The 20,739-nt window shown below is 63.6% G+C and carries 15 protein-coding genes; 10 read left to right on the top strand and 5 right to left on the bottom strand.

What is annotated here, in order from left to right; all coding sequences use genetic code 11:
• The first annotated feature begins 1 nt into the window (after position 1).
• The 9 genes from argH to VGM61_RS10550 all read left to right on the top strand — a co-directional run bounded on the left by argH (position 2) and on the right by VGM61_RS10550 (position 11,701).
• Positions 2 to 1,297 carry an argininosuccinate lyase gene (gene argH, locus VGM61_RS10590; protein ID WP_331522773.1) on the top strand — a complete coding sequence of 432 codons (1,296 nt, stop codon included), beginning with the start codon at positions 2 to 4 and terminating at the stop codon, positions 1,295 to 1,297.
• Positions 1,298 to 1,303: 6 nt separating this feature from the next.
• Entirely contained in the window at positions 1,304 to 2,437 is a 1,134-nt protein-coding gene (proB, locus tag VGM61_RS10585; RefSeq protein WP_331522772.1) for a glutamate 5-kinase, read from the top strand.
• Complete coding sequence (locus VGM61_RS10580; protein WP_331522771.1) at positions 2,434 to 3,681, top strand: glutamate-5-semialdehyde dehydrogenase; 1,248 nt, start codon at positions 2,434 to 2,436, stop codon at positions 3,679 to 3,681. The genes proB and VGM61_RS10580 overlap by 4 nt, the downstream gene beginning before the upstream one ends.
• 150 nt (positions 3,682 to 3,831) lie before the next feature.
• Entirely contained in the window at positions 3,832 to 4,200 is a 369-nt protein-coding gene (locus tag VGM61_RS10575) for a cupin domain-containing protein (protein ID WP_331522770.1), read from the top strand.
• Between the two features lie 196 nt (positions 4,201 to 4,396).
• Complete coding sequence (locus VGM61_RS10570; protein ID WP_331522769.1) at positions 4,397 to 6,451, top strand: M13 family metallopeptidase; 2,055 nt, start codon at positions 4,397 to 4,399, stop codon at positions 6,449 to 6,451.
• A 40-nt stretch (positions 6,452 to 6,491) separates the two neighbouring features.
• Complete coding sequence (locus VGM61_RS10565) at positions 6,492 to 7,022, top strand: DUF3455 domain-containing protein (protein ID WP_331522768.1); 531 nt, start codon at positions 6,492 to 6,494, stop codon at positions 7,020 to 7,022.
• A 38-nt stretch (positions 7,023 to 7,060) separates the two neighbouring features.
• Entirely contained in the window at positions 7,061 to 9,892 is a 2,832-nt protein-coding gene (locus VGM61_RS10560; protein WP_331522767.1) for a family 78 glycoside hydrolase catalytic domain, read from the top strand.
• Between the two features lie 65 nt (positions 9,893 to 9,957).
• Positions 9,958 to 10,398, top strand: coding sequence for a DUF2231 domain-containing protein (locus VGM61_RS10555; RefSeq protein WP_331522766.1), 441 nt, complete (start codon positions 9,958 to 9,960; stop codon positions 10,396 to 10,398).
• The gene (locus VGM61_RS10550; RefSeq protein ID WP_331522765.1) at positions 10,391 to 11,701 is read left to right on the top strand and encodes a sorbosone dehydrogenase family protein; all 1,311 of its coding nucleotides are present in this window, start codon (positions 10,391 to 10,393) and stop codon (positions 11,699 to 11,701) included. Before VGM61_RS10555 ends, VGM61_RS10550 begins: the two co-directional genes overlap by 8 nt.
• Positions 11,702 to 11,754: 53 nt before the next feature.
• On the opposite strand, the gene VGM61_RS10545 is transcribed toward VGM61_RS10550, so the two are convergent.
• The 3 genes from VGM61_RS10545 to VGM61_RS10535 form a co-directional block, all read right to left on the bottom strand.
• Positions 11,755 to 13,278, bottom strand: coding sequence for a hypothetical protein (locus VGM61_RS10545; protein ID WP_331522764.1), 1,524 nt, complete (start codon positions 13,276 to 13,278; stop codon positions 11,755 to 11,757).
• A gap of 169 nt (positions 13,279 to 13,447) precedes the next feature.
• Positions 13,448 to 14,974, bottom strand: a complete 1,527-nt coding sequence (locus VGM61_RS10540) for a hypothetical protein (RefSeq protein WP_331522763.1) — start codon at positions 14,972 to 14,974, stop codon at positions 13,448 to 13,450.
• 64 nt (positions 14,975 to 15,038) lie between these two features.
• The gene (locus VGM61_RS10535; RefSeq protein WP_331522762.1) at positions 15,039 to 15,932 is read right to left on the bottom strand and encodes a LysR family transcriptional regulator; all 894 of its coding nucleotides are present in this window, start codon (positions 15,930 to 15,932) and stop codon (positions 15,039 to 15,041) included.
• Between the two features lie 106 nt (positions 15,933 to 16,038).
• On the opposite strand from VGM61_RS10535, the gene VGM61_RS10530 reads away from it, so the two are divergent.
• Positions 16,039 to 16,434 (top strand): DOPA 4,5-dioxygenase family protein, encoded by a 396-nt coding sequence (locus tag VGM61_RS10530; protein ID WP_331522761.1) that lies wholly within the window; start codon positions 16,039 to 16,041, stop codon positions 16,432 to 16,434.
• 27 nt (positions 16,435 to 16,461) lie between these two features.
• On the opposite strand, the gene VGM61_RS10525 is transcribed toward VGM61_RS10530, so the two are convergent.
• A complete protein-coding gene (locus VGM61_RS10525; protein ID WP_331522760.1) occupies positions 16,462 to 17,589 on the bottom strand; it encodes an acyltransferase in 1,128 nt (375 codons plus the stop codon).
• A gap of 69 nt (positions 17,590 to 17,658) precedes the next feature.
• On the bottom strand, positions 17,659 to 20,601 hold the full coding sequence (locus VGM61_RS10520; protein WP_331522759.1) for a bifunctional diguanylate cyclase/phosphodiesterase: 2,943 nt from the start codon (positions 20,599 to 20,601) through the stop codon (positions 17,659 to 17,661).
• Between the last annotated feature and the right edge of the window lie 138 nt (positions 20,602 to 20,739).

Genomic DNA, 20,739 nt, shown 5'->3' with positions numbered 1-20,739 from the left:
CATGGCCCAACCCCTGTGGCAAAAATCCGACAGCAAGGTGGACGCGAGGATCATGAAATTCCTTGCCGGCGCCGATGTCGTGCTGGACCGTGAATTCTTCCTGCACGATATCCAGGCCAGCCAGGCTCACGTACAGGGCCTGGCCCGCATCGGCGTGGTCAGCGATGAGGAAGCTGTCGCCATTGCGCGCGAGCTTGACCTTCTGGCGGATGATTTCCGCAGCGGCGGCTTCGTACTGGATGATCGCTTCGAAGACGGCCATTCGGCGATCGAAGCCCGGCTGACCGAGCGCCTGGGCGACGCGGGCCGGCGCGTGCACACCGGACGCAGCCGCAACGACCAGATCCTTGTGGCAACACGGCTTTGGCTGAAGGATCAGCTCGCTCACCTGGCGGCGCTCAACCTGGCGATCGCCCGCACCTGTCTTGACCGTGCCGCCGCCGAGAGCCTGCCGCTGCCCGGTTACACCCATCTGCAGCGGGCGGTGGTGTCGTCCACCGCCATGTGGTTTGCCGGTTTCGCCGAAGGCTTCATCGACAACGCCACCCGTGCGCGCGACACCGCTGCGTGGATCGATGCCAACCCGCTCGGCACCGCGGCGGGCTACGGCGTGAACCTGCCGCTTGATCGCCAGTACACCACCGCGGCGCTCGGTTTCGGCCGCATGCAGGTGTCGCCGATCTATGCGCAGCTGTCACGTGGCAAGTTCGAGATGGCCGCACTGGAGGCAATGACATCCGCGCTACTGGACCTGCGTCGCCTGGCCTGGGACCTTTCGCTCTTCACCACGGCCGAGTTCGACTTCGTCTCCCTTCCCGGGGAATACACCACCGGCTCGTCGATCATGCCCAACAAGCGGAACCCGGATGTCGTGGAGCTGCTGCGCGCCAGCTACGCTACCGTGGCCGCGGCGCGCACCGAGATCGAGCAGTTGCTGTCGCTGCCCTCGGGCTACCAGCGCGACCTGCAGTTCTCCAAGGGCTCGTTGTTCCACGGTTTCACCCATGGACTATCTGCACTGGAGCTCGTGCCCGACATGCTGGCCCGCATGACATGGAAGGCCGAACGCATGCGCGCGGCGATCGAACCTGCGATGTATGCCACCGACGTCGCCATCGAGCAGGCCGCCGCCGGGGTGCCTTTCCGCGATGCTTACCGCGCTGCTGCAGAGACCGCAGCTTCGGCAGGCGAGGGCAGGAGCCCTGAATCGAGTCTCGCCGCGCGCGTGTCGCCCGGCGCGGGACATGCGTTGGGACTGGACGAACTGCGAGCCCGCCTCGACGCGCTGGCGGGCTAGGCGGCCATGAAACCTGCCTTCAGCGAACGCGCATTGCCACCCTGGCGCCGCGCCGTGCTGAAGGTCGGCAGCAGCCTGCTGGCGGCACCTGACGGGGGCCTTACGCCCAGGCACGCGCTGGGCCTGGCCCATTTCGTCTCCGCCTGCCATGCGCTGGGACGCGACGTGGTGATCGTGTCTTCCGGGGCCGTAGCTGCAGGTCGCGTCGTGGCTGGCAAGACCGTGGGCGAACACGTGCCCCTGGCCGCGCGCCAGGCATTGGCGGCGCTTGGCCAGGCGCCGTTGATGGCGCTGTGGCAGCGTTTCTTCGATCGTCCGGTGGCCCAGGTGCTGTTGACCCACGACGACCTGCGCAATCGACGCCGCTATCTCAACGCCCGCGCCACGCTTACCGAACTGCTGGCCATCGGGGCACTGCCGGTAGTGAACGAGAACGACACCGTGGCAGTGGAAGAATTGAAGCTCGGCGACAACGACAACCTGGCCGCCACCGTGGCCGCGCTGGTGGACGCCGACCTGCTGTTGATCGCCACCGACATCGGTGGCCTGTATTCCCACCATCCGCGCGATCCGGGCGCACAGCCGGTGGACGACGTGACGGCGATCACCGTTGACATCCTGCGCATGGCCGGCGATGCAGGGTCGGCTGCGGGTACCGGCGGCATGGTGACCAAGCTGCAGGCGGCGCAGAAGGCGGCCAGCGCCGGCATCGCCACCATCCTCTTCGACGGCAGCGACGCCGATACCGTTCGCCTGTTGGCCCAGCAACGGTTCCGCGGCACGTGGCTGCACGCTGCCGGCGGGCGCCTGGCGGCACGTAAATACTGGCTGCGCCACGCGCCTGCCGTGGAAGGCGGCATCGACGTGGACCCAGGCGCCGCCGCGGCGATCAGTGGACGCGGTGCTTCGCTTCTGCCAGGTGGCATTGCCTCGGTGCGCGGGGAATTCAGCCGTGGCGACATGGTGGACATCCATCACAATGGCCAGCGCATCGCCCGCGGGATCACGCAGTACGCAGCCACCGACATCCGTCGCATCGCCGGCCGGCATACCCGTGATATCGACGGCGTGCTCGGCTATAGCTATGGCGAATCCGTGGTGCATCGCGACGACATGGTGATGGCGAAGGAGATCGCATGAAGAGTGCCGGCGAACAGGCATTGGCGTGCCGGGATGCCTCGGCGGCGGTCGCCGCGCTGGACGGCGATGCGCGACGCCGGCTGTTGCACGCCATGGCCGATACGCTCGTGGCTGCAAGCGCGGACATACTGGCAGCGAATGCGCTCGACACCGAAGCCGCGCAAGCTCGGGGCATGGCAGCGGCCATGCTGGACCGCCTGCGCCTGGATGACGCCCGCATACAGTCCATGGCCCAAGGCGTCCGCGAAGTGGCTACGTTGCCCGACCCCGTCGGCGTAGTGACGCGCCGCGAGACCCGGCCCAACGGCATCGTGGTGGAGCGCGTGCGCGTACCGCTTGGCACCATCGCGATGATCTACGAGGCCCGCCCCAACGTCACCGCCGATGCCGCCGCGCTGTGCCTGATGGCGGGCAACGGCGTGGTGCTGCGGGGCGGCTCGGAAGCAGCGCATTCGAATGCGGCCATCGCCTGTGCGATCGCCGTGGCGCTGGAAGCCCATGGCGTGCCCGGCGCCGCCGTGAGCGTAGTAGAAGACCTCTCCCGCGAAGCCATGGTGCAGCTGCTACAACTCACCGACATCATCGACCTTGCCATTCCCCGCGGTGGTGAAGGCCTGATCCGCTTCGTCGCCGAGCACGCCCGCGTGCCGGTAATCAAGCACTACAAGGGCGTGTGCCACCTGTACGTGGACAGCGCCGCTGACCTCGATCTTGCGCTGCGCCTGCTAGTGGACGGCAAGGCAAGTCGGCCTGGCGTATGCAATGCGCTGGAAACGCTGTTGGTGCATGCCGACGTGGCCGGCCAGTTCCTGCCCCGGGCCGTGGCCGCGTTGCCACAGGTTGAATGGCGAGGCTGCGACCGATCACGCGCCATCACCGCCATGGCCGGCGCTACCGACGACGACTACGCCGCCGAATTCCTTGATCTGATCATCGCGGTGCGTGTGGTCGACAACCTGGACGACGCCATTGCACACATCCGTCGCTTCGGCTCCGACCACACCGAGGTGATCGCCACGCGTGACGCCGCTACGGCCAATCGTTTCGTCGCGGCCCTGCGCTCAGCCGTGGTGATGGTCAACGCCTCATCGCGCTTCAGCGACGGCGGCGAGCTGGGCCTGGGCGCCGAGATCGGCATCTCCACCACCCGTTTGCATGCCTATGGACCGATGGGTGCAGAGTCGCTCACGATCGAGCGTTTCGTGGTGCGCGGGGAGGGGCAGGTGCGTCATCCGCTAGCGTAAGCGGGGTACCCAGCAGCAACGCCAGGTGGTCCACGAACTGCCGCACCCTCGCCAGGATATGCCGGTCGAAGGGAAAAGCGCGTGGTCGCCCACGCGGATGGCGAGGTCGTAGCCCTCGTCGATCAGGTTCCGACAGAAAAGAGGTGGGTCATGAAGAAGATGGCAGGCAAGGGGACCAGCGACATCGTACGCAAACCGTTGTTGTCGGCATCGCTGGCGGCGGGAACCCGGGTGGGCAGGGTAGAGGTCAAGGAAATCACGCTGGTCGAAGGGCAACCTACAGGGCGCCACCGGCACCCGGCTCCCGTCATCTGCTATGTGGTCAAGGGCACTATCCTATTCCAGGTGCAGGGCCAGGAAGCGCGGCATTACCCCGCGGGTTCTGCCATCTTCGAACCAGCCGATACCGTGATCGAACACTTCGACCCGGTGGATGGTCCGGCGACCTTCGTCGCTAATTACCTGCTGGAGGAAGAGAGCCAGCCGTTGATCCAGATGCTCCCGGTCGGGGGAAACTAGGTCTCGTCCACCATGGCGTGAACTGGACACCCGGCGTACCAAGCTGGCGGGAAGGGTTTGCGATGGAGTTCGATTTATCGTGAGATCCTGCGCGCTTGCCGCGCGGCGAGGCCTTGCGCGACACTCGTTCCTGATCAAGGGAATAAGGGCAGGGAATGAGGAACACATCCGCGCGCCGGATTGACGTCAAGCAACCATGAGCAAGGCGCCCAGGCTCGCGCTTTCGGCTCTTCTCCTTGTACTGACGACGGCAAGGGTGGCCGCTCATGAACCGGTAGCGATAACGACCCCTGATGGCGGCGATCCCGCCGCACGACCAGGGGACGATTTCTACCGTTATGCCAACGGCCATTGGCTCGACACGACGTCCATGCCGCACGACCACACCGACGTGGGCACGCTTCAGGACATGATTGACAGGACGACCGCGCAATTGCATGAACTGATGCAGGCGGAGGCCGCAGTCGCAGTTCACCAGCCTGCCAATGCCGCCGAAAAAGTAGGTGCGTACTATCGCGCCTACCTCAACCAGACAAAACGCGATGCTTTGGGTTGGCAACCCATCAAGCCATTGCTCGACGGCGTGCGCCAGGCAACCACGAAAGACGCACAGGCGGCTTTGATGGGACGCGCGCCGATGAGTTTCGAGGGATCGCTGTTCGGGCTCACCGTGGATGTTGACCATCGCGACCCGACACATGCGGCTGTGTTCTTGAGCCTTTCCGGCACCGCGCTGCCTGATCGCGCTTATTATCTCGACAAACGGTTCGCCGCACAGCGCTCGGCCTATCGCACATACCTTGCCGCATCGCTCGCGCGCATCGGCTGGCCGGCGCCAGAGGACTCAGCTCGCCGCGTCCTTACCTTCGAAACGGCGCTGGCCAGGGCCAGTTGGAACCAGGCGCAGCAGCGCGATGTACTGTCAACGAACAACCCAGTGACACCCGCCGACCTTGAACGCCTGGCGCCGGGGTTTCCGTGGCGGCACTTCCTCCAGGCCTCTGGCGTTCCCGGCGACGCCCACCTGGTGGTAGTGGAGAAGGCTGCGTTTCCGAACGTCGCCAAACTGTTCGCTTCAACACCATTGTCCACTATCGAAGCCTGGCAGGCCGCACGGATCCTGGATCACGCATCACCGTTGTTGTCCAGCGACTTCACCGACGCATGGTTCCGCTTCCGGGGAACGGCGCTAGCCGGACAATCGGCACCACCAGATCCCTGGCGGCTCGCCGTCCAGGCCATTGCGGGCAGTGGCTGCCCCGGTGATCCATCCGTGTGCTTCGGAAGCCTGCGCTGGAGCGTCGGGCAACTCTATGTAGCGAAGTATTTCCCGGCATCCTCGCGTGACAGCGTGCGGGCGATGATCCAGGAGCTACGCGATGCCTACCGTGATCGCATCGGCAAGCTGGCATGGATGTCGCCCGGAACACGGGCCGAAGCCCTGCGAAAACTCGACGCCTACACAGTGAACATCGGATACCCCGGTCATTGGCGCCAGGACGCCCCCGATGTGATTCGTGACGACGACCTGGTCGGCGACGTCTTGCGGTCCGCAGCCGTCGACTGGCACTACGAGTTGGGTCGGCTCACTCGACCAGTAGACCCCACCGAATGGGACGAGGCCCCGCAGACGGTGGATGCAAACAATGGCGAGGCGTTGAATATCGAGTTCCCGGCGGCGTTACTGCAGCCACCGCTCTTTGAACCGAAAGGCGATGCGGCTGGGAACTATGGCGCACTCGGCTCATTCATCGGCCACGAATGGACACACGGCTTCGATGACGACGGCCGCCACATGGACGCGGCCAACCGCCTCCGCGACTGGTGGGGCAGGGCCGACGGCCGCGCATTTGCCCAGCGTGCCGCAGCGCTCGGCAGACAATACGCCGCCACGGAACCGGTGCCCGGCATGCACATCGATGCCGACCAGACCATGGGCGAGAATATCGCCGATCTCGGCGGTGTTACCCTGGCCCTGGACGCGTATCACCGCGCTTTGGCGGGCAAGGCAGCGCCCACGCTGGACGGCTTTACCGGCGACCAGCGATTCTTCCTTGCGTGGGCTCGCTTGTGGCGTGGCAAGAAGACACCGGAGGAACTACGCAACCAGGTAACGGACGATGTGCACTCACCCTATCCGGAGCGCGTAAATATCCCCTTCCGGAATATCGATGCCTGGTACGAGGCTTTCGGGGTGAAGGCCGGCGATCGCTTGTATCTGGCGCCCGCGGCGCGGGTGCGCATTTGGTAGGTAAACGGGGGTCTGAAATACCTTCTGCCCAGGAAACTCCATGACTGAACACAAGATCTCAACCCTCGTCTCGGCGGCCATGTTGCTCGTCACCGGCATTTCGGCATCACGAGCTGCAGAAGCGGTGCCGCCCGCGTTGAACCCACCCGGCGGATACACCGTCGCTTTCAAGGCTGAAGCGAGGGGCGTTCAGATCTATACCAGTAAGGCTGCCGCCGGCGCGTCTCCCCAATGGACACTCGAGGCGCCCCTGGCAGAGTTGAAGGGGGCCGGCCATGTGATCCATCACTATGCTGGACCGTCCTGGGAAGCCGTCGACGGCAGCAAGATTTCACGTGACACCAGTACGCAGGTTGTAACCGTGCCTGCGAAGCAGGCTTCCAACGATATTCCCTGGCTCTTAGTAAAAGTCGTGGCCGACCCCGCGCCCGGGGTATTGGGCAAGGTCGAATATGTTCAACGGATATCGACGCACGGCGGAGCGGCGCCCGCCAAGCCACCGGTCCGGGCCGGTACGAAAGTGGGCGTGCCCTATACCGCGACCTACGTGTTCTACGCCAAGCCAGGCTGACAGCCTTGAAGATGATCCTGGGATAATCAAGGGTAGGCATGGACACGTTCGAGCTGGTCCGACATGGCGTCACACGTCGGCAGTTCCTTACCCTTGCCGCCGGGACTACCGCGGCCGTCGTCATCCCGTTCCTGCCTGCCTATGCCGCGGTGCCGCGGGGCGATCTTGTTCCCGGAAACCTGAAGACGGAGTCTGCTTGCAATCCTCTTGGTGTCGACGTGCCGGGGCCGCGGTTGAGTTGGCAACTCTCCTCCCGGGAACGCGGCGCTCGCCAGGGTGCCTATCGCGTCCTCGTTGCCACGTCGCAAATCCAGTTGGCGCAAGACCGGGCCGACGTGTGGGACAGTGGCCGGGTGAACTCGGCATCCTCGGTCGACATCGACTATGCCGGACCACCATTGCAGGCTCGCCAGCGTTACTACTGGAAGGTGCAGGTCTGGAACCAGGACGGGCGTCGCTCGGCCTGGAGCGATCCGGCCGGATGGGAGATGGGGCTGATGTCGCCCGACGACTGGACGGGGCGCTGGATCGGGCGCGGCGCCCAGGAGGCGTCGGCGGGCGAATCTCCCGCACCGCTACTGCGCCGCGAGTTCACGCTGGATAAGCCGGTCCGGCACGCTCGAGTCTATGTGGCGGGTGTCGGTTATCACGAGCTCGAACTCAACGGCCAACGAGTGGGTGACCACGTGCTCGATCCGGCATGCACTGATTACGACAAGCGCGTGCTGTATGTAACGCACGACGTTACCGACATGCTCAAACCAGGACGTAACGCGCTCGGTGCCGAGCTGGGGCGCGGTTTCTTCGGGTTGCGGACGTCGACGGCATGGGCGTGGACGAAGGCAGCCTGGCATGGCGATCCACGGCTGCTGCTGCAACTGGAAGTTACCTATATCGACGGCACGCGCCTGGTGGTGGCAACCGACATGGATTGGCGGACAACCGATGGTCCAACCCGCTTCGATTCCCTCTACGCCGGCGAGACGTACGATGCACGCGCCGTGCAGCCAGGGTGGTCGCAACTGGATTTCCATGACGACAACTGGCTCCCGGTGATGGCAATGGATCCGCCCAGGGGGCGGCTGGTTGCGCAATCGATGGAGCCGATCCGTGAGCTTGAGACTGTGGATGCCGTTTCGATCTCCGAGCCGCGGCCCGGCGTGTACGTCTTCGACATGGGTCGCACACTGGGTGGTTGGGCCCACTTGCGCGTCGACGGTGAGCGCGGCGCCCGCATCATCCTCAAGTACGCGCAACAACTGAAGGCCGATGGCACTGTCAACCTGGACCAGGGTTACGTGCACGGCGGGCGGTTCCAGACCGACGAATACGTGCTGCGAGGGGGCGGCATCGAGACCTGGCACGCGCGCTTCAGTCACAAGAGCTTCCGCTATATCGAGGTCACTGGCCTGGATCATGCGCCCGGGCTGGCCATGTTACGCGGGCAGGAAGTGCGATCGTCGGTTCGAGCCACGGGTGGATTCTCCTCATCCAGTTATCTGTACAACCAGATTCACGCGATGGTGAATCGAAGCGTTGGGCACCACTTGCTCGGCATCCCCGCGGTGGATGTGATGTATGAAAAAATCGGCTGGACGGCGGATGCGCAACTCAACACGCCGTCGATGGCCATCAACTACGACACCCATCGCTTCCTGGCCAAGTGGCTGGATGACTTCGCCGACAGTCAAACAACCGAAGGTGGCATTCCCCTGATCGTGCCCAGTGGCGGCTGGGGATATGACGCGCAAGGACCTGAGTGGAAGGCAGCCTACCCGATCGTGATGTGGGAGCTGTATCGCCGGTTCGGCGATCGTCGCGCGCTTGCCGACCACTACGATGGCGTGCGCCGCTACGTCGAATGGGAAATGGGCAGGCTCGATCCTTCGGGACTGGCCACGACCGACCTCGGCGATTGGCTGGCGCCGGGCGGATACACACAGCCACCGGAGGATTCGCGGCTAACGGCTACCGCCTACCTCTACCGTGATTTGCAGATCCTGGCTTCATCCGCGGCCGTGCTCGGACGGGCAGCTGATATTCCTGGCCTTAAGAAACAGGCTTCGGAACTTCGCGAGCGTTTCAACATCACCTTCCTCGACCGCAACCGCGGCATCTATCGAACTCGCACCGACCCGGGCTACCGGCAATGTTCCAACGCGATCGCCCTGGCATTCGGGCTGGCGCCGCCGGAGTTCGGGCAGCGCGTGGCCGATCAACTCGCCGCCGACGTCCGCGCGCGCGGTGACCACTTGAACACCGGTGCGCTGGGCACGGCTGTGCTGCTGCCGGTGCTGACCGACGCTGGCTACGTCGACGTCGCCCACGCCATCGCTGGACAGCGCACGTTTCCAAGCTGGGGCTTCTGGCTTGCCAACGGAGCGGACACATTGTGGGAAACCTGGGAGTTGCAACAAACCGGGCAGGGGCGGCCACCGTCCCACGACCACTACCTTTTTGGTTCGATCGACCCATGGTTTTACGAGCAGATCGCAGGCATCACACCAGCGGCGCCAGCCTACGAGCGAATCGGTATCGAGCCCTTTATCGATGGACCGCTTCAATGGGCGTCGGCCTGGATGGATACGGTGCGCGGGCGCGTTACCGTACATTGGAAGAAGATTCCTGAAGGTGGGTTGGAGCTGACGGTCGACATCCCCGCCAATGCCACGGCCGACATTCGCCTGCCCGTCAAGGCGGGGGATACGGTACTTGAGGGTGGCCTGCCGCCGGTGAAGGAACGGGGGATCGAGCCCCTGGGCGGATCGGCCTATCGAGTCGGCTCGGGGCATTATGTATTCACCGCGTCTAGTAACCAGGGCCAACGTGGCGCCGTGGCTGATCCGCGCCAGCATCCAGACAAAACCTAGACGTCCGGCAGATTAGGGTGCGTGGCCTGCCCGCCTTTCCCATTCCTCCAACGAGATATCTGCCCATGAGCTCCCGTGTTGCATCGCGTGGCTCCGTCATGGCCAATGCCATTTACGGGCTTCTCAATCCCATCCCCTTCGGCTTCTTCGTTGCCGCGCTGGTCTTCGACATCACCTATGCCCGCACCGGCGTGGTGCAGTGGGGAAAAGGCGCTGCCTGGCTGATCGTCATCGGACTGTTGTTCGCGGTGATCCCGCGCCTGGTCAACCTGGTGCAGGTCTGGATTACTTCGCGGCGAACCGCCTTGCGAGCCGACCGCCTCGACTTCTGGCTTAATCTTGCAGCCATCGTGGTTGCGATCATCAATGCCTTCGTGCACAGCCGGGATGCCTATGCGGTGATTCCCACCGGCGTGTGGCTTTCAGTGTGCACGGTGATCCTCCTGGCCATCGGCCGCGTCATCATCGCCGCGCAGGCGCCCGCGGGGGATTTCGGTCATGAATAAGCTTGTCTACCGCGGCGTATTGGCCGTTGCGTGCGCGGCCATCCTTGGCGGATGCAGCGGGAAGGCGTCGCTCGATGCCTCGCAGCAGTCGGGCAATGATCCTTCACTACCCAAGGCGAGGAATTTCCTGGTGCCGCCCATGCAGGTACCTGATGGGGTCGGCTGGAAACAGGGCCAGGCGCCGAAGGTGGCAGCGGGGCTGAAGATCGAGAAGATCGCCAGCAACCTTGCCCACCCCCGCCAGCTTTGCCTCCTGCCCAATGGGGATGTCCTGGTGGTGGAATCCAATGGCCCTGGCACGGAGCCTGTAACCACGCCCAAGCAACTGATCGCCGGCATGGTCAAGAACCAGTCGGGAAAGGGGGCGAAGGGTGGCAACAGGATTACCTTGCTGCGCAAGACCAGCGGCAGCGGTGAGTGGGAGAAGCACATATTCATCGAGCACCTGAATTCCCCATTCGGGGTGCAATTGATCGGTGGTTTCCTTTATGTCGCCAACACCGACGGCATCGTGAAATTCCCCTACCAGGCGGGAGAAACCCGGATTACGGTGCCCGGCGAACCGTTCACCGACCTGCCCAGCACCATCAACCACCATTGGACCAAGGCACTGCTGGCGAGCCCTGATGGCAGCAAGCTCTATGTCGGCGTCGGCTCCAACAGCAACATCACCGAGAACGGCATGGACGTGGAATACCGGCGTGCCGATGTGCTCGAGGTGGACGTTGCCACCGGCGGCAGTCGTATCTATGCATCGGGCATTCGTAACCCCACCGGCCTCCAGTGGGAGCCGCAGAGCGGCAAGCTATGGGCCATCGCCAACGAACGCGACGAGATCGGCGCCGACCTGGTACCCGACTACATGACCTCCGTGCAGGAAGGCGCGTTCTACGGCTGGCCCTATAGCTACTATGGCCAGAATGTAGACACGCGGGTGATGCCGCAGCGCCCGGATATGGTCAAGAAGGCGATCAAGCCGGATTACGCGCTCGGTTCGCATGTTGCCGCGCTGGGGCTGTGGTTCTCGCAGAACAATGCCCTGCCGGAGAAATACCACGATGGTGCCTTCGTCAGCGAGCACGGCAGTTGGGATCGCTCGCCGCTGAGCGGCTACGAGGTGGTGTATGTCGCCTTCAAGGATGGCAAGCCCGTGGGCAAGCCCGAGACCGTCGTCAGTGGTTTCCATTCGGATGACGAGTCGCAGCTTTATGGCGCGCCGGTTGGGCTGGCACAGGACAATGAAGGCGCACTGCTGATCGCCGATGATGTGGGTAATACCGTCTGGCGGGTGACGGCTCAATAGCCCGGCGGGTCACCTGAAGCTCGCCGCCGGGACATCGGATAACTCCTGAATTTTTACTTCGGCAACAGCGCCCGCATTTGGTTAGCAGTCCGGCGGTCGCCTATGGCTTCGGCTGCCTTAGCTGCGCCGATAAGTGCGTTGCGTCGGCCGGGCGCCGCCGCCAGGGCCGCCCTATATGCCTCAAGCGCCTCCCGGGGTCGTTGCGTCGCCATGAACAAATCGCCCAGTTGTTCCCGTGCCGGAATGACTGGCCCAGGAGTCATCGAAAGTTTTTCGATGGCGTCCTCCTGGTCAGCTGCCGCCCGGAGCATGTCGATAGCCGGGTCGTAATGCGATTGCGCTGCCAACTGCCAGGCTTTGGCTTCCTTGGTGAGAATCTCAACCTGGTTCACCCAGTAGGTACTTCCAGCGGTAATCAACTGCTCTCGGCAGGCATCGAGTCTCGCGATGTCCAGGTAGGCCGCTTGGGCGTTTCCAGCGCGGGCATGACCAACAGCGCGGGCCCAATAGACAATGGCGGACACTTCCGGCGACGAGGCAGGATGTGGTCGTAGCCCCAGGGCGACGTCCCATTGATGGCCCTCCATGGCGAGACGAACGGGCATGACGGTGGCCGTGTATTCCCTTTTGAACTCGTCGTCGAGCAACGACAGTGACCTGACCAGATCTTCGGCATCAGGACGCTTGTCGCTCTGAAGATAGGCGTAGATGAGGTAATCCATCGCGTGGAGTTCCTCCCCGACGTCATCCTGGCTCTGCGCTGCTGCGCGCGCGGCCATGTTCGATGCGATGGCCTCTTCCCATAGGCCCATCCGTACGAAGATGTGCGATGGCATATGCAGGGCGTGGGGCACGGAAGGGGCGATTTGCGAATACGCGCGCGCCGCGGCCAAAGCACGTGGTGCCAATTCCACGCTGTCATAGGCATGGATGATGTAATGGGCGAGACCAGGGTGGTTTGGAAGATCACGATAGATCGGTTCCAGGATCGCCCCCGCGCGCCTCTGGTTTGCGTACGATTTGTCTTCCGGCGGAGCGGTCCCAATCAGCGAAAGGGAGTAGAACACCTGTGTCTCGACGTCTGCCGGGAAGCGTTTGGCGGCAGCGGCCATCGCTGCTTCGTAGGCCTTGGCCCGGGCAGCGGGCGGTATAAGAATCGCGTTGTGATAATACGCAGCGATGGCAGCGATAAAAAGGCGTTCGCGTTCGGTCCGGACAGGTAAAGTCAACGCTTGCTTGACCGCCGCTTCACCCTTGGCGAGTTCTACCTGGCTCGGTGGGCTCCAAAGCTCGTGGAAATTGGACATCGCGATGCCCCAATGGGCCATGGCACAGGAAGGATCAGCCGCAGTGACATCACCGAAGGCCTTCTCCGAGGCGGTATAGGCAAACGAATGCAGCAAGGCGACAGCGCGCTCAAAATCGCGCTCAACCTTCGGCGCGCACGACGTTGGGAACGTCACCTCGCCGACGTCGGCCACGTTCTCCGGTCCCCCGTGCGATTGCATTTCGTGGGATGAGACCGCAGACGCATAGGAGAGGGTGCTGGCTATCAGCAATGGGATGATTCGATGCATGACTCGGGTCCTTCCGGCAGTGAGTGGTGCCGAATGGTGTTACCCGGGACATGACGCGTCCATCGCAGATGTCTCAAAGTACAGCTTGCCGACGTTGTTGCTGACGCAGTTCACAAAGATATCCAGACGGCTTCCGTTGCATGGGCGCATCTGATCAAACGTCGAATCATCACTTCGATAAAAGCGCTCGCATCTGGCTGGCCGTCCGCGTGTCGGCAACAGCATCGGCCGCCTGGGCTGCGCCGTTAAGCGCCCCGCGTCTACCGGGTGCCGCAGCCAACGCTGTCTGGTATGCCTGAAGTGCTTCCCGGGGTCGATGCGTCGCCAGCAGCAAGTCGCCCAGCTGCTCGCGCGCCGGAACGATCGGCCCCGGCGTCAATGGAAGTTTCTCGATGCCGTCTTCCTGGTCCGCTGCAAGGCGAAGCCCCTCGACGGCCTGGTCGGGATGCGATCGTGCCGCCAGCTGCCAGGCCTTGCTCTCCTTGGCGAGAATATCGACCTGGGTGGCCCAGTAGGTTTTCCCGTCGGCCGCCAATTGCTGCCGGCAGCTTTCGAGTTTCGCTATGTCCTCGTCGGCGGCTTGAGCGTCTCCACTGCGCGCATGGGCAACGGCGCGGGCCCAATAGACAATGGCGGCCACTTCCGGTGCCGAACCCGGCTGTGCTTGGAGCTTCGAGGCAACATCCCATTGACGGCCCTCGATGGCGAGCCGGACCGGCATGGCGGTGGCCGCGTACCCCGCCTTGAAATCGCTCCCAGCCTGCGTGTTCATCATAGACAGTGACTGGACCACGCCTTCGGCTTCAGCGCGTTTGCCGCGCTGAAGATAGGCGTAGGTAAGGTAGTCCATCGCATGCAGTTCCTCACCGAAGTCACCCTGGCTATGCGCCGCGGCACGCGCGGCCACGTTCGATGCGATGGATTCGTCCCATAGGCCCAGTCGCGTAAAGATGTGCGATGGCATGTGCAGGGCGTGCGGTGCGGAAGGTGCGATCTTCGAGTAAGCGCGCGCTGCGGCCAGGCCGCGCGGCGCCAGTTCTGCGCTGTCATAGGCGTGGATCAGGTAGTGGGCAACGCCGGGGTGGTCCGGGTGATCGCGATAGATCGGTTCCAGGATAGCGCCCGCGCGCTTCTGGTTTGCATGCGACTTGTCTTCCGGCGCAGCCGTAGCGATCAGCGACAGGGCGTAGAACACTTGTACCTCGGTGTCGGCCGGATACCGTTTGGCAGCCGTGCCCATCGCCGTTTCATAGGCCTTGGCCCGGACCGGCGCCGGTACATGATCGGCGTCGCGGTAGTACGCAGCGACGGCCGCGATGAAAAGGCGCTCGCGTTCAGTGCGGACGGGCAAACGGTTTGCCTGTTTGACCTCCGCCTCGCCCTTGGCGAGTTCTTCACGGCCCGGTGGGCTCCAAAGTTCGTGGAAATACGACATCGCGATACCCCAGTGCGCCATGGCACAGGAGGGATCGGCCATAGCGACATCCTGGAAGGCCTTTTCGGATGCGGTATAGGCAAAAGAATGAAGCAGGGCGACGGCACGCTCGAAATCATGGGCAACCTTCGGTGCGCACGATGTGGCGAATGTCACCTTGCCAAGCTTCTCCGGTGCCGGATGCGAGTGCATCTCCTGGGATGAAGCGGCCGATGCGTAGACCATCACGCCGGCTATCAGCAGTGGAATGATTCGCTTCATGGCGCTCGGTTCCGGCAGCCGGTGGCCACGATCATAGGCCGATCTGCCGCGCCGGGTCATCCGCTCAGAAAGCGACGCCAAATCTCGACAGAAGGAAATCGATCACCGTGCGCAGCTTCGCCGTAGGGTGGCGATCCTGGGCGTAGACCAGATACATGGGCGAGGGGAGGAGCGACCATTCAGGTAACACCGGCAGGAGCCTGCCTGACGCAAGGTCGTCCGCCAGCACGGCTTCAGGCTGCAGCGCGATGCCCATGCCGTTCAAGGCGGCGATGCGAAGGGTATTGCCCTGGTTGGCGGAAAAGCGGCCCTGCACACCTACCTGGCATGATTCGCCGCCGGGTCCGACAAGACGCCAATGATCGTATCGCCGCCAGTACGAAGGCCCCAGGCAGTCGTGTTCGGCCAGTTCCCGTGGATGCGCAGGCTGGCCTCGCTTGGCCAGGTATGCGGGAGCGGCGGCAAGGATCCGCCGATAAGGCTTAAGGGGGCGTGCGACCAGGCTCGCATCGTCTGGCTCACCGATAAGAACGCCCACGTCGAAGCCATCGTCCAGCAGGTGCGGACGACCGTTGTCGAGCGTCAACTCGATGGTCACTTCCGGATGGTCGGCCATGTACTGGCCAAGCGCCGGCACCAGGCTATGCGTGCCGAAACTGACCGGCGCGGTGAGCCTTAGCAACCCCCGCGGACTCGCCTGCAATTCCGAGGCGCTCAATTCCGCGTATTCGATGCTGGCCAGGGCCTGTTTGCATCGCTCGTAGTAAAGCCTTCCCACATCGGAGAGTGTTTGCCGGCGCGTCGTGCGATGCAGTACGCGCGCGCCCAGGCGCGCTTCGATGTCACGGATATGCTTGGCGACCATGGTGGACGACACGCCGCAGGCATCCGCGGCGGCGCTGAAACTGCCAAGGTCCACCACCCGCACGAACATCTCCATGCTGGCAAGCTTGTTCACACTTAAAACCCAGGGGTTCTGAATTGGTGAAAATATGCCATGTTTATCCGCCGACCGTCCACGTGCATCATGGCCACTTGACCCCTGGCGACTGGAAGGACGTGGAATGAACGATGCCGATGCCCCTTACCACGCACACGTCTATTACGTGCCCGGACAGCGCGACCAGGCCGATGCATTGCGCGTTCGCCTGATCGCGATGAAGCAATCGGGTGACATACCTACCCTTCTGTTTGTCGGCCAATTGCGCGATGGGAAGGCAGGCCCCCATCCGATCTCCCAGTTCGAATTTCATTATCTGAAGCAAGCGCTGCCAGCGGTAATGGGCATCCTGGAAGGGTCGGGGTTGACCGCCCTGGTTCATCCCCTCACCGATGACGATGTGGCCGATCACACGACCCTGGCCACGTGGATCGGCGCCCCGATCGAGCTTGATCTGTCCACGCTGGATCCACCCGGGCAGAACAAGGGAGTGCCACGCTTCGGCAAGACGGATTTTTGAAGTACCAGCACGCTGGCTGTCTTTTGTCTACGCCGCCGCCTGGGTCACCGACCCGCGCGCCGCACGGTCGCGCAAGCGAAGGAAGGGGCGTTCCACCAGGTAGTGAAGAATCGCCGCAGCACACAACGCGGCGAGCAGGCAGCAGGCGAACGTAAGCAAGCCATGCTGGGTAAGGGCGGCAGGCAGATGCTTGAATGCCAGGCTAAGCACCGCCTTGTGGCTCAGGTACAGGCTGTACGACACGGCCGCCATCCAACCTGCGCCTGGCACGCGCGCTTTCGCCAGCACACCGCCGGGTGCCGCTGCGGCGACCACCAGAAAGGCCAGCCCGATCGACAGCAGGGGAAACCCGAAGACGCATGCTTCGAAGGTAAGGATGTTGCTGAAGATCCACACCGAGATCCCGACCACCACCGCACCCGCGAGTGCAAGCACGTTCGGATGTCGCTGGGCACGCTCCCAGAATACCGAACGGTAGACGCTGACGATGGCAAGGGTGATGCCGGCCAGCAGCCCATCCAGGCGCGCGTACGTGGGGTAATAGACCATCTCCATGTAGCGGCGGATATTCATCTCCCACACGCCGCCATCTTCCGCCGAAGGTACCGCCGACTGCCACCAGGCCAATCCCCGCCACACCATGCCGGCAACGCAAAGCCCCAGGATGATCGCCGCTACGCGACGCGCGCTGGCATGGGGTGCCACGGTTATTACTGCCAGCGGGAATATCAGGTAGAAGTGTTCCTCCACGCATAGTGACCACGCCGACGAAAACGCATGCCCCGTGCTTTGGTCCACGAACAGGTTCATGGTGAAGGTCAGGAACTGCCAGAGCGGCTGGATCACCGGTTGCTCGCGCAGGGACGGGAAAGAGAAGAAGACCACCAGCACGGCCAGGTAGGCCGGCAGGATGCGGTAGGCACGTTGCCGGTAGAAGGCTTTCAGGTTGAGCTGGCCATCGTCCTTGAATCGAAGCAGGAGTTGCCGGCCGATCAGGTAGCCGCTGAGGACGAAGAAAAGGTCGACCCCCATCCATCCATAGGTTTCGATCCAGGCAAATCCGTTGCCCATGCCTCCGGCGATCCAGGAGTGGGTACACACGACCGATACGATCGCCACTGCGCGTAATAAATCAAGCCCTGATAACCGGCGCACAAAGTGCCTCCCTGCGGTGGTGCGCAAGCATAGCGATGGGATCAGGGCAATTCGAGGGCAGCGACGGGGCTAGGGGATGGCGCTGCCCGGCTTGCTGGCCTGAAGTTGTTTGACCACGGCATCCAGCGGCAATGGCGGCGACACCAGGTAGCCCTGCACGAAGTCGCAGTGATGGGCTTTCAGCCACGCCAGTTGCTCGGCGGTTTCGACACCTTCCGCCACCACGGTGAGATCCAGGCTGTGGCTTAGCGCGATCAGCGCCAGGCAGATCGACGCCGACCGTGCGTTGGTGGTGACCTCGGTAACAAACACCCGGTCGATCTTCAGGCTGTTGATCGGCAGGCTTCGCAGGTAGGCCAGGCTGGAAAAACCGGTGCCGAAGTCATCGAGTGCTACCGGCACGCCCAGGGCCTGCAAGTCGCGCATGGCCCGCAATGCCCGTTCGGGCTGATGCATGAAGCTGCTTTCGGTAAGTTCCACGTGCAGCGCGCCGCGGGGCAGTCCATAGGCCTTGATCACGCGATCGATTTCCTGGGCTACATCGACGCGGGCAAATTCGATGGCTGACACATTCACCGCAATGCCCAGCTGGCCCCATCCCGCGACGGTCAGGTGCTGGTGGGCAGCCGCAGCCTGGCGAAGCACCCACGCACCCAGCGGAAGGATCAGGCCGGTTTCCTCGCAGAGCGGGATGAACTCCGACGGCGGCATGAACAGGCCATCGCTTTGAGGCCATCGCACGAGGGCCTCCAGCATCGCCACCTGGCCATCGGCCACATTCATCACCGGCTGGAAGTGCAATAGCAATTCCTCGTTCTCGATCGCCCCGCGCATGCGTGCGGTCAATTGCAGGCGCTGCCGCGAGCTCTTGGCCATGGCAGGCTCAAAGCGGCGCACGGTGCCCTCGGCGACACCGGCGCGCTGTGCCGCGAGCGCGGCGTGGCCGATCACTTTCTCCGCCGTCGCGCCTTCGGCCGGGAAGGAGGCCAGCCCAACCCGTGCATCGAGCGAGTGGATCGCCGAATGCCATGGCACCGGTTCAGTCGCCGCCGCCATCAGGGCGGCCAGGGCCTCTTCATGTCGCGAGTGCTCGAGCATGGTCAGCACGAAGGTCTCGCCGGGGCGATGCGCGGCCAGGCCGAAGCCGGCGCCCAGTTTGGCGAACCGCGTCGCGACCACCTTGATGACTTCACGGCCCACTGCCAGGCCGAAGGTATCAGCGATGACATCCAGTCCACGCAGCTGCACATAAGCAAGGTCGTACCAGCCGCCGGAGGTTGCCCGGTCATCGAGCGCCTCGACCAGCGCCTCGATGTTCAGGAGGTCCGTCAGTGGATCGTGGGTAGCGCGATAGGCAAGGTTGCGCTGGATCGCCATGCGTTCACTGACATCTTCGGCGAGCACCAGGCGGCCGTGCCTGCCACCCATCTCGATATCGGAAGCATGCACCCTCACTTCGAACGTACTGCCATCACGCCGGCGATGCACCCATACGCTGGTCTCGTCGAACCCGTCAGTGTCGCCGATGCTGTCCGTCACCCGTGCTTCGTAGCCCTCCGGCCGTATGTCCAGGATCGTCATGGCCAGGAATTCATCGCGCGTGTAGCCATAGGCACGTTGCGCTGCCTCGTTCACTTCTACGAAGGCCAGTGTCTCGATGTCGAACACCCAGAAGGGAAGGGGGTTTTTGTCGAACATCAGGCGCAGGCGTCGCTCGGCATCGGCAAGATTGGCCTCGCCCAGGACACGCTCGGTGATGTCCACGATGGTACCGGCCAGGGTCGATTCGTCGCGATCGGTGATCCGTGCACCCTTCGTTGCGATCACGCGTACATCGCCGTCGGGGCGGATCAGGCGGTATTGCAGGTCGATGGGCGTGCCATGGATCCAGGCATTGCGCACGCTCAGGTCCACGTCATGGAGATCGTCTGGATGGACCATGGCATAGAAGAAGTCGGTCGTGGTCGAGACCAGGCCGGGATCAAGCCCGAAGATCTGCGCCACCGTGGGCGACCACTCCAGCCGACGGGAGGCACGCTCCACGCTCCATGTGCCGGTCTTGCCGGCCTGCTGTGCCTGGGTCAGGCGGCGGGCGCTGGTGGTAAGGGTCTTGAGGTAGCTTGCCCGCGAAACGTCCGCCGCCCTGATGCGTTGGTAGAGATAAGCAAAGGCCAGCCAGTACAGTGCGTAGATGGCGACACTCAAACCCATCAGCACATACCAGGGTTTCAGCAGCTCGCTGACAGCGATGCCCACACCCACCCTGACCGGATAGGCGCCGAGCAAGCTGTCGGCGGTGATGCGGCGGGTACCGTCGATAGCGCTGATGCGTTCGCCATGGTGACCGACGTAGGGCGCGAACAGGCGACTTACCGGCGTACCGACCAGGGTCTTGGCCTGCCGGCTTCGGGCCAGGATCGTGCCGTATTGATCAGATACGGCGGCAACGCCGTTCGTGCCGGCATCGAGTTCGTCCACGATGTGTTGCATTTGTGCGGCCTTGACCCGGGCCAGCACCCATCGGCGCTGGTCCAGGGGCACCGCCAGCGGCAATGTCCAGATGCCGCCGGCCTCGGCCACCGGCCCCATGCGCAGGTGTGTGCGGTCGTCGTATCCGGCCGCGGCAATCCACGTTGGCAAAGCCTGGTCGCCCGCCGTGCCTGCCATCAGGCTTCGCCCGTCGGTGTCGACGATCGTCAGCGTTACCATTTCCGGCTGGCGCTGCAACACGCCGGCTATGGCGGCGGCCGAAAGCGTAGGTGCCTGGGCTGGGGCGGTTCGTTCCAGGTTGGAAACATCGAAGGCGACACCGGTCATGGCGCGTTCGAGGTTGCGGATTTCGGAGACAAGCAAGCGCTCGCCACCGGACGCCAGCGCCTTGGCCTGTCGTTCGGCCGCCCCCATGCGGGTCAACCTGTCGCTGCGCAGCAGCAATGCAAGGCACAGGCCGAGCAATAGGCCAAGGATCATCCCGGCCCGCCAGACGACACTCGCCGACCGGCGCTCCGACATCGGCGGAATCCCTTCAGCATGTTTGGACGCCATCAGACCCCTTCGTGTTCGCTATTGCCGGGGGCCGAAGCGAACCATGCACTCAAGACTGCATTCTGGATCGGCAGGTTATGGGAATGCTTTAGCCTGCCTTCCGAT

It is taken from the genome of Pinirhizobacter sp., from assembly GCF_036499745.1.
In the GTDB taxonomy this organism is placed as follows: domain Bacteria; phylum Pseudomonadota; class Gammaproteobacteria; order Xanthomonadales; family Rhodanobacteraceae; genus Pinirhizobacter.
Note: the sequence above shows the minus strand (reverse complement) of the source record. Positions and strands in the feature narration are given on the sequence as shown.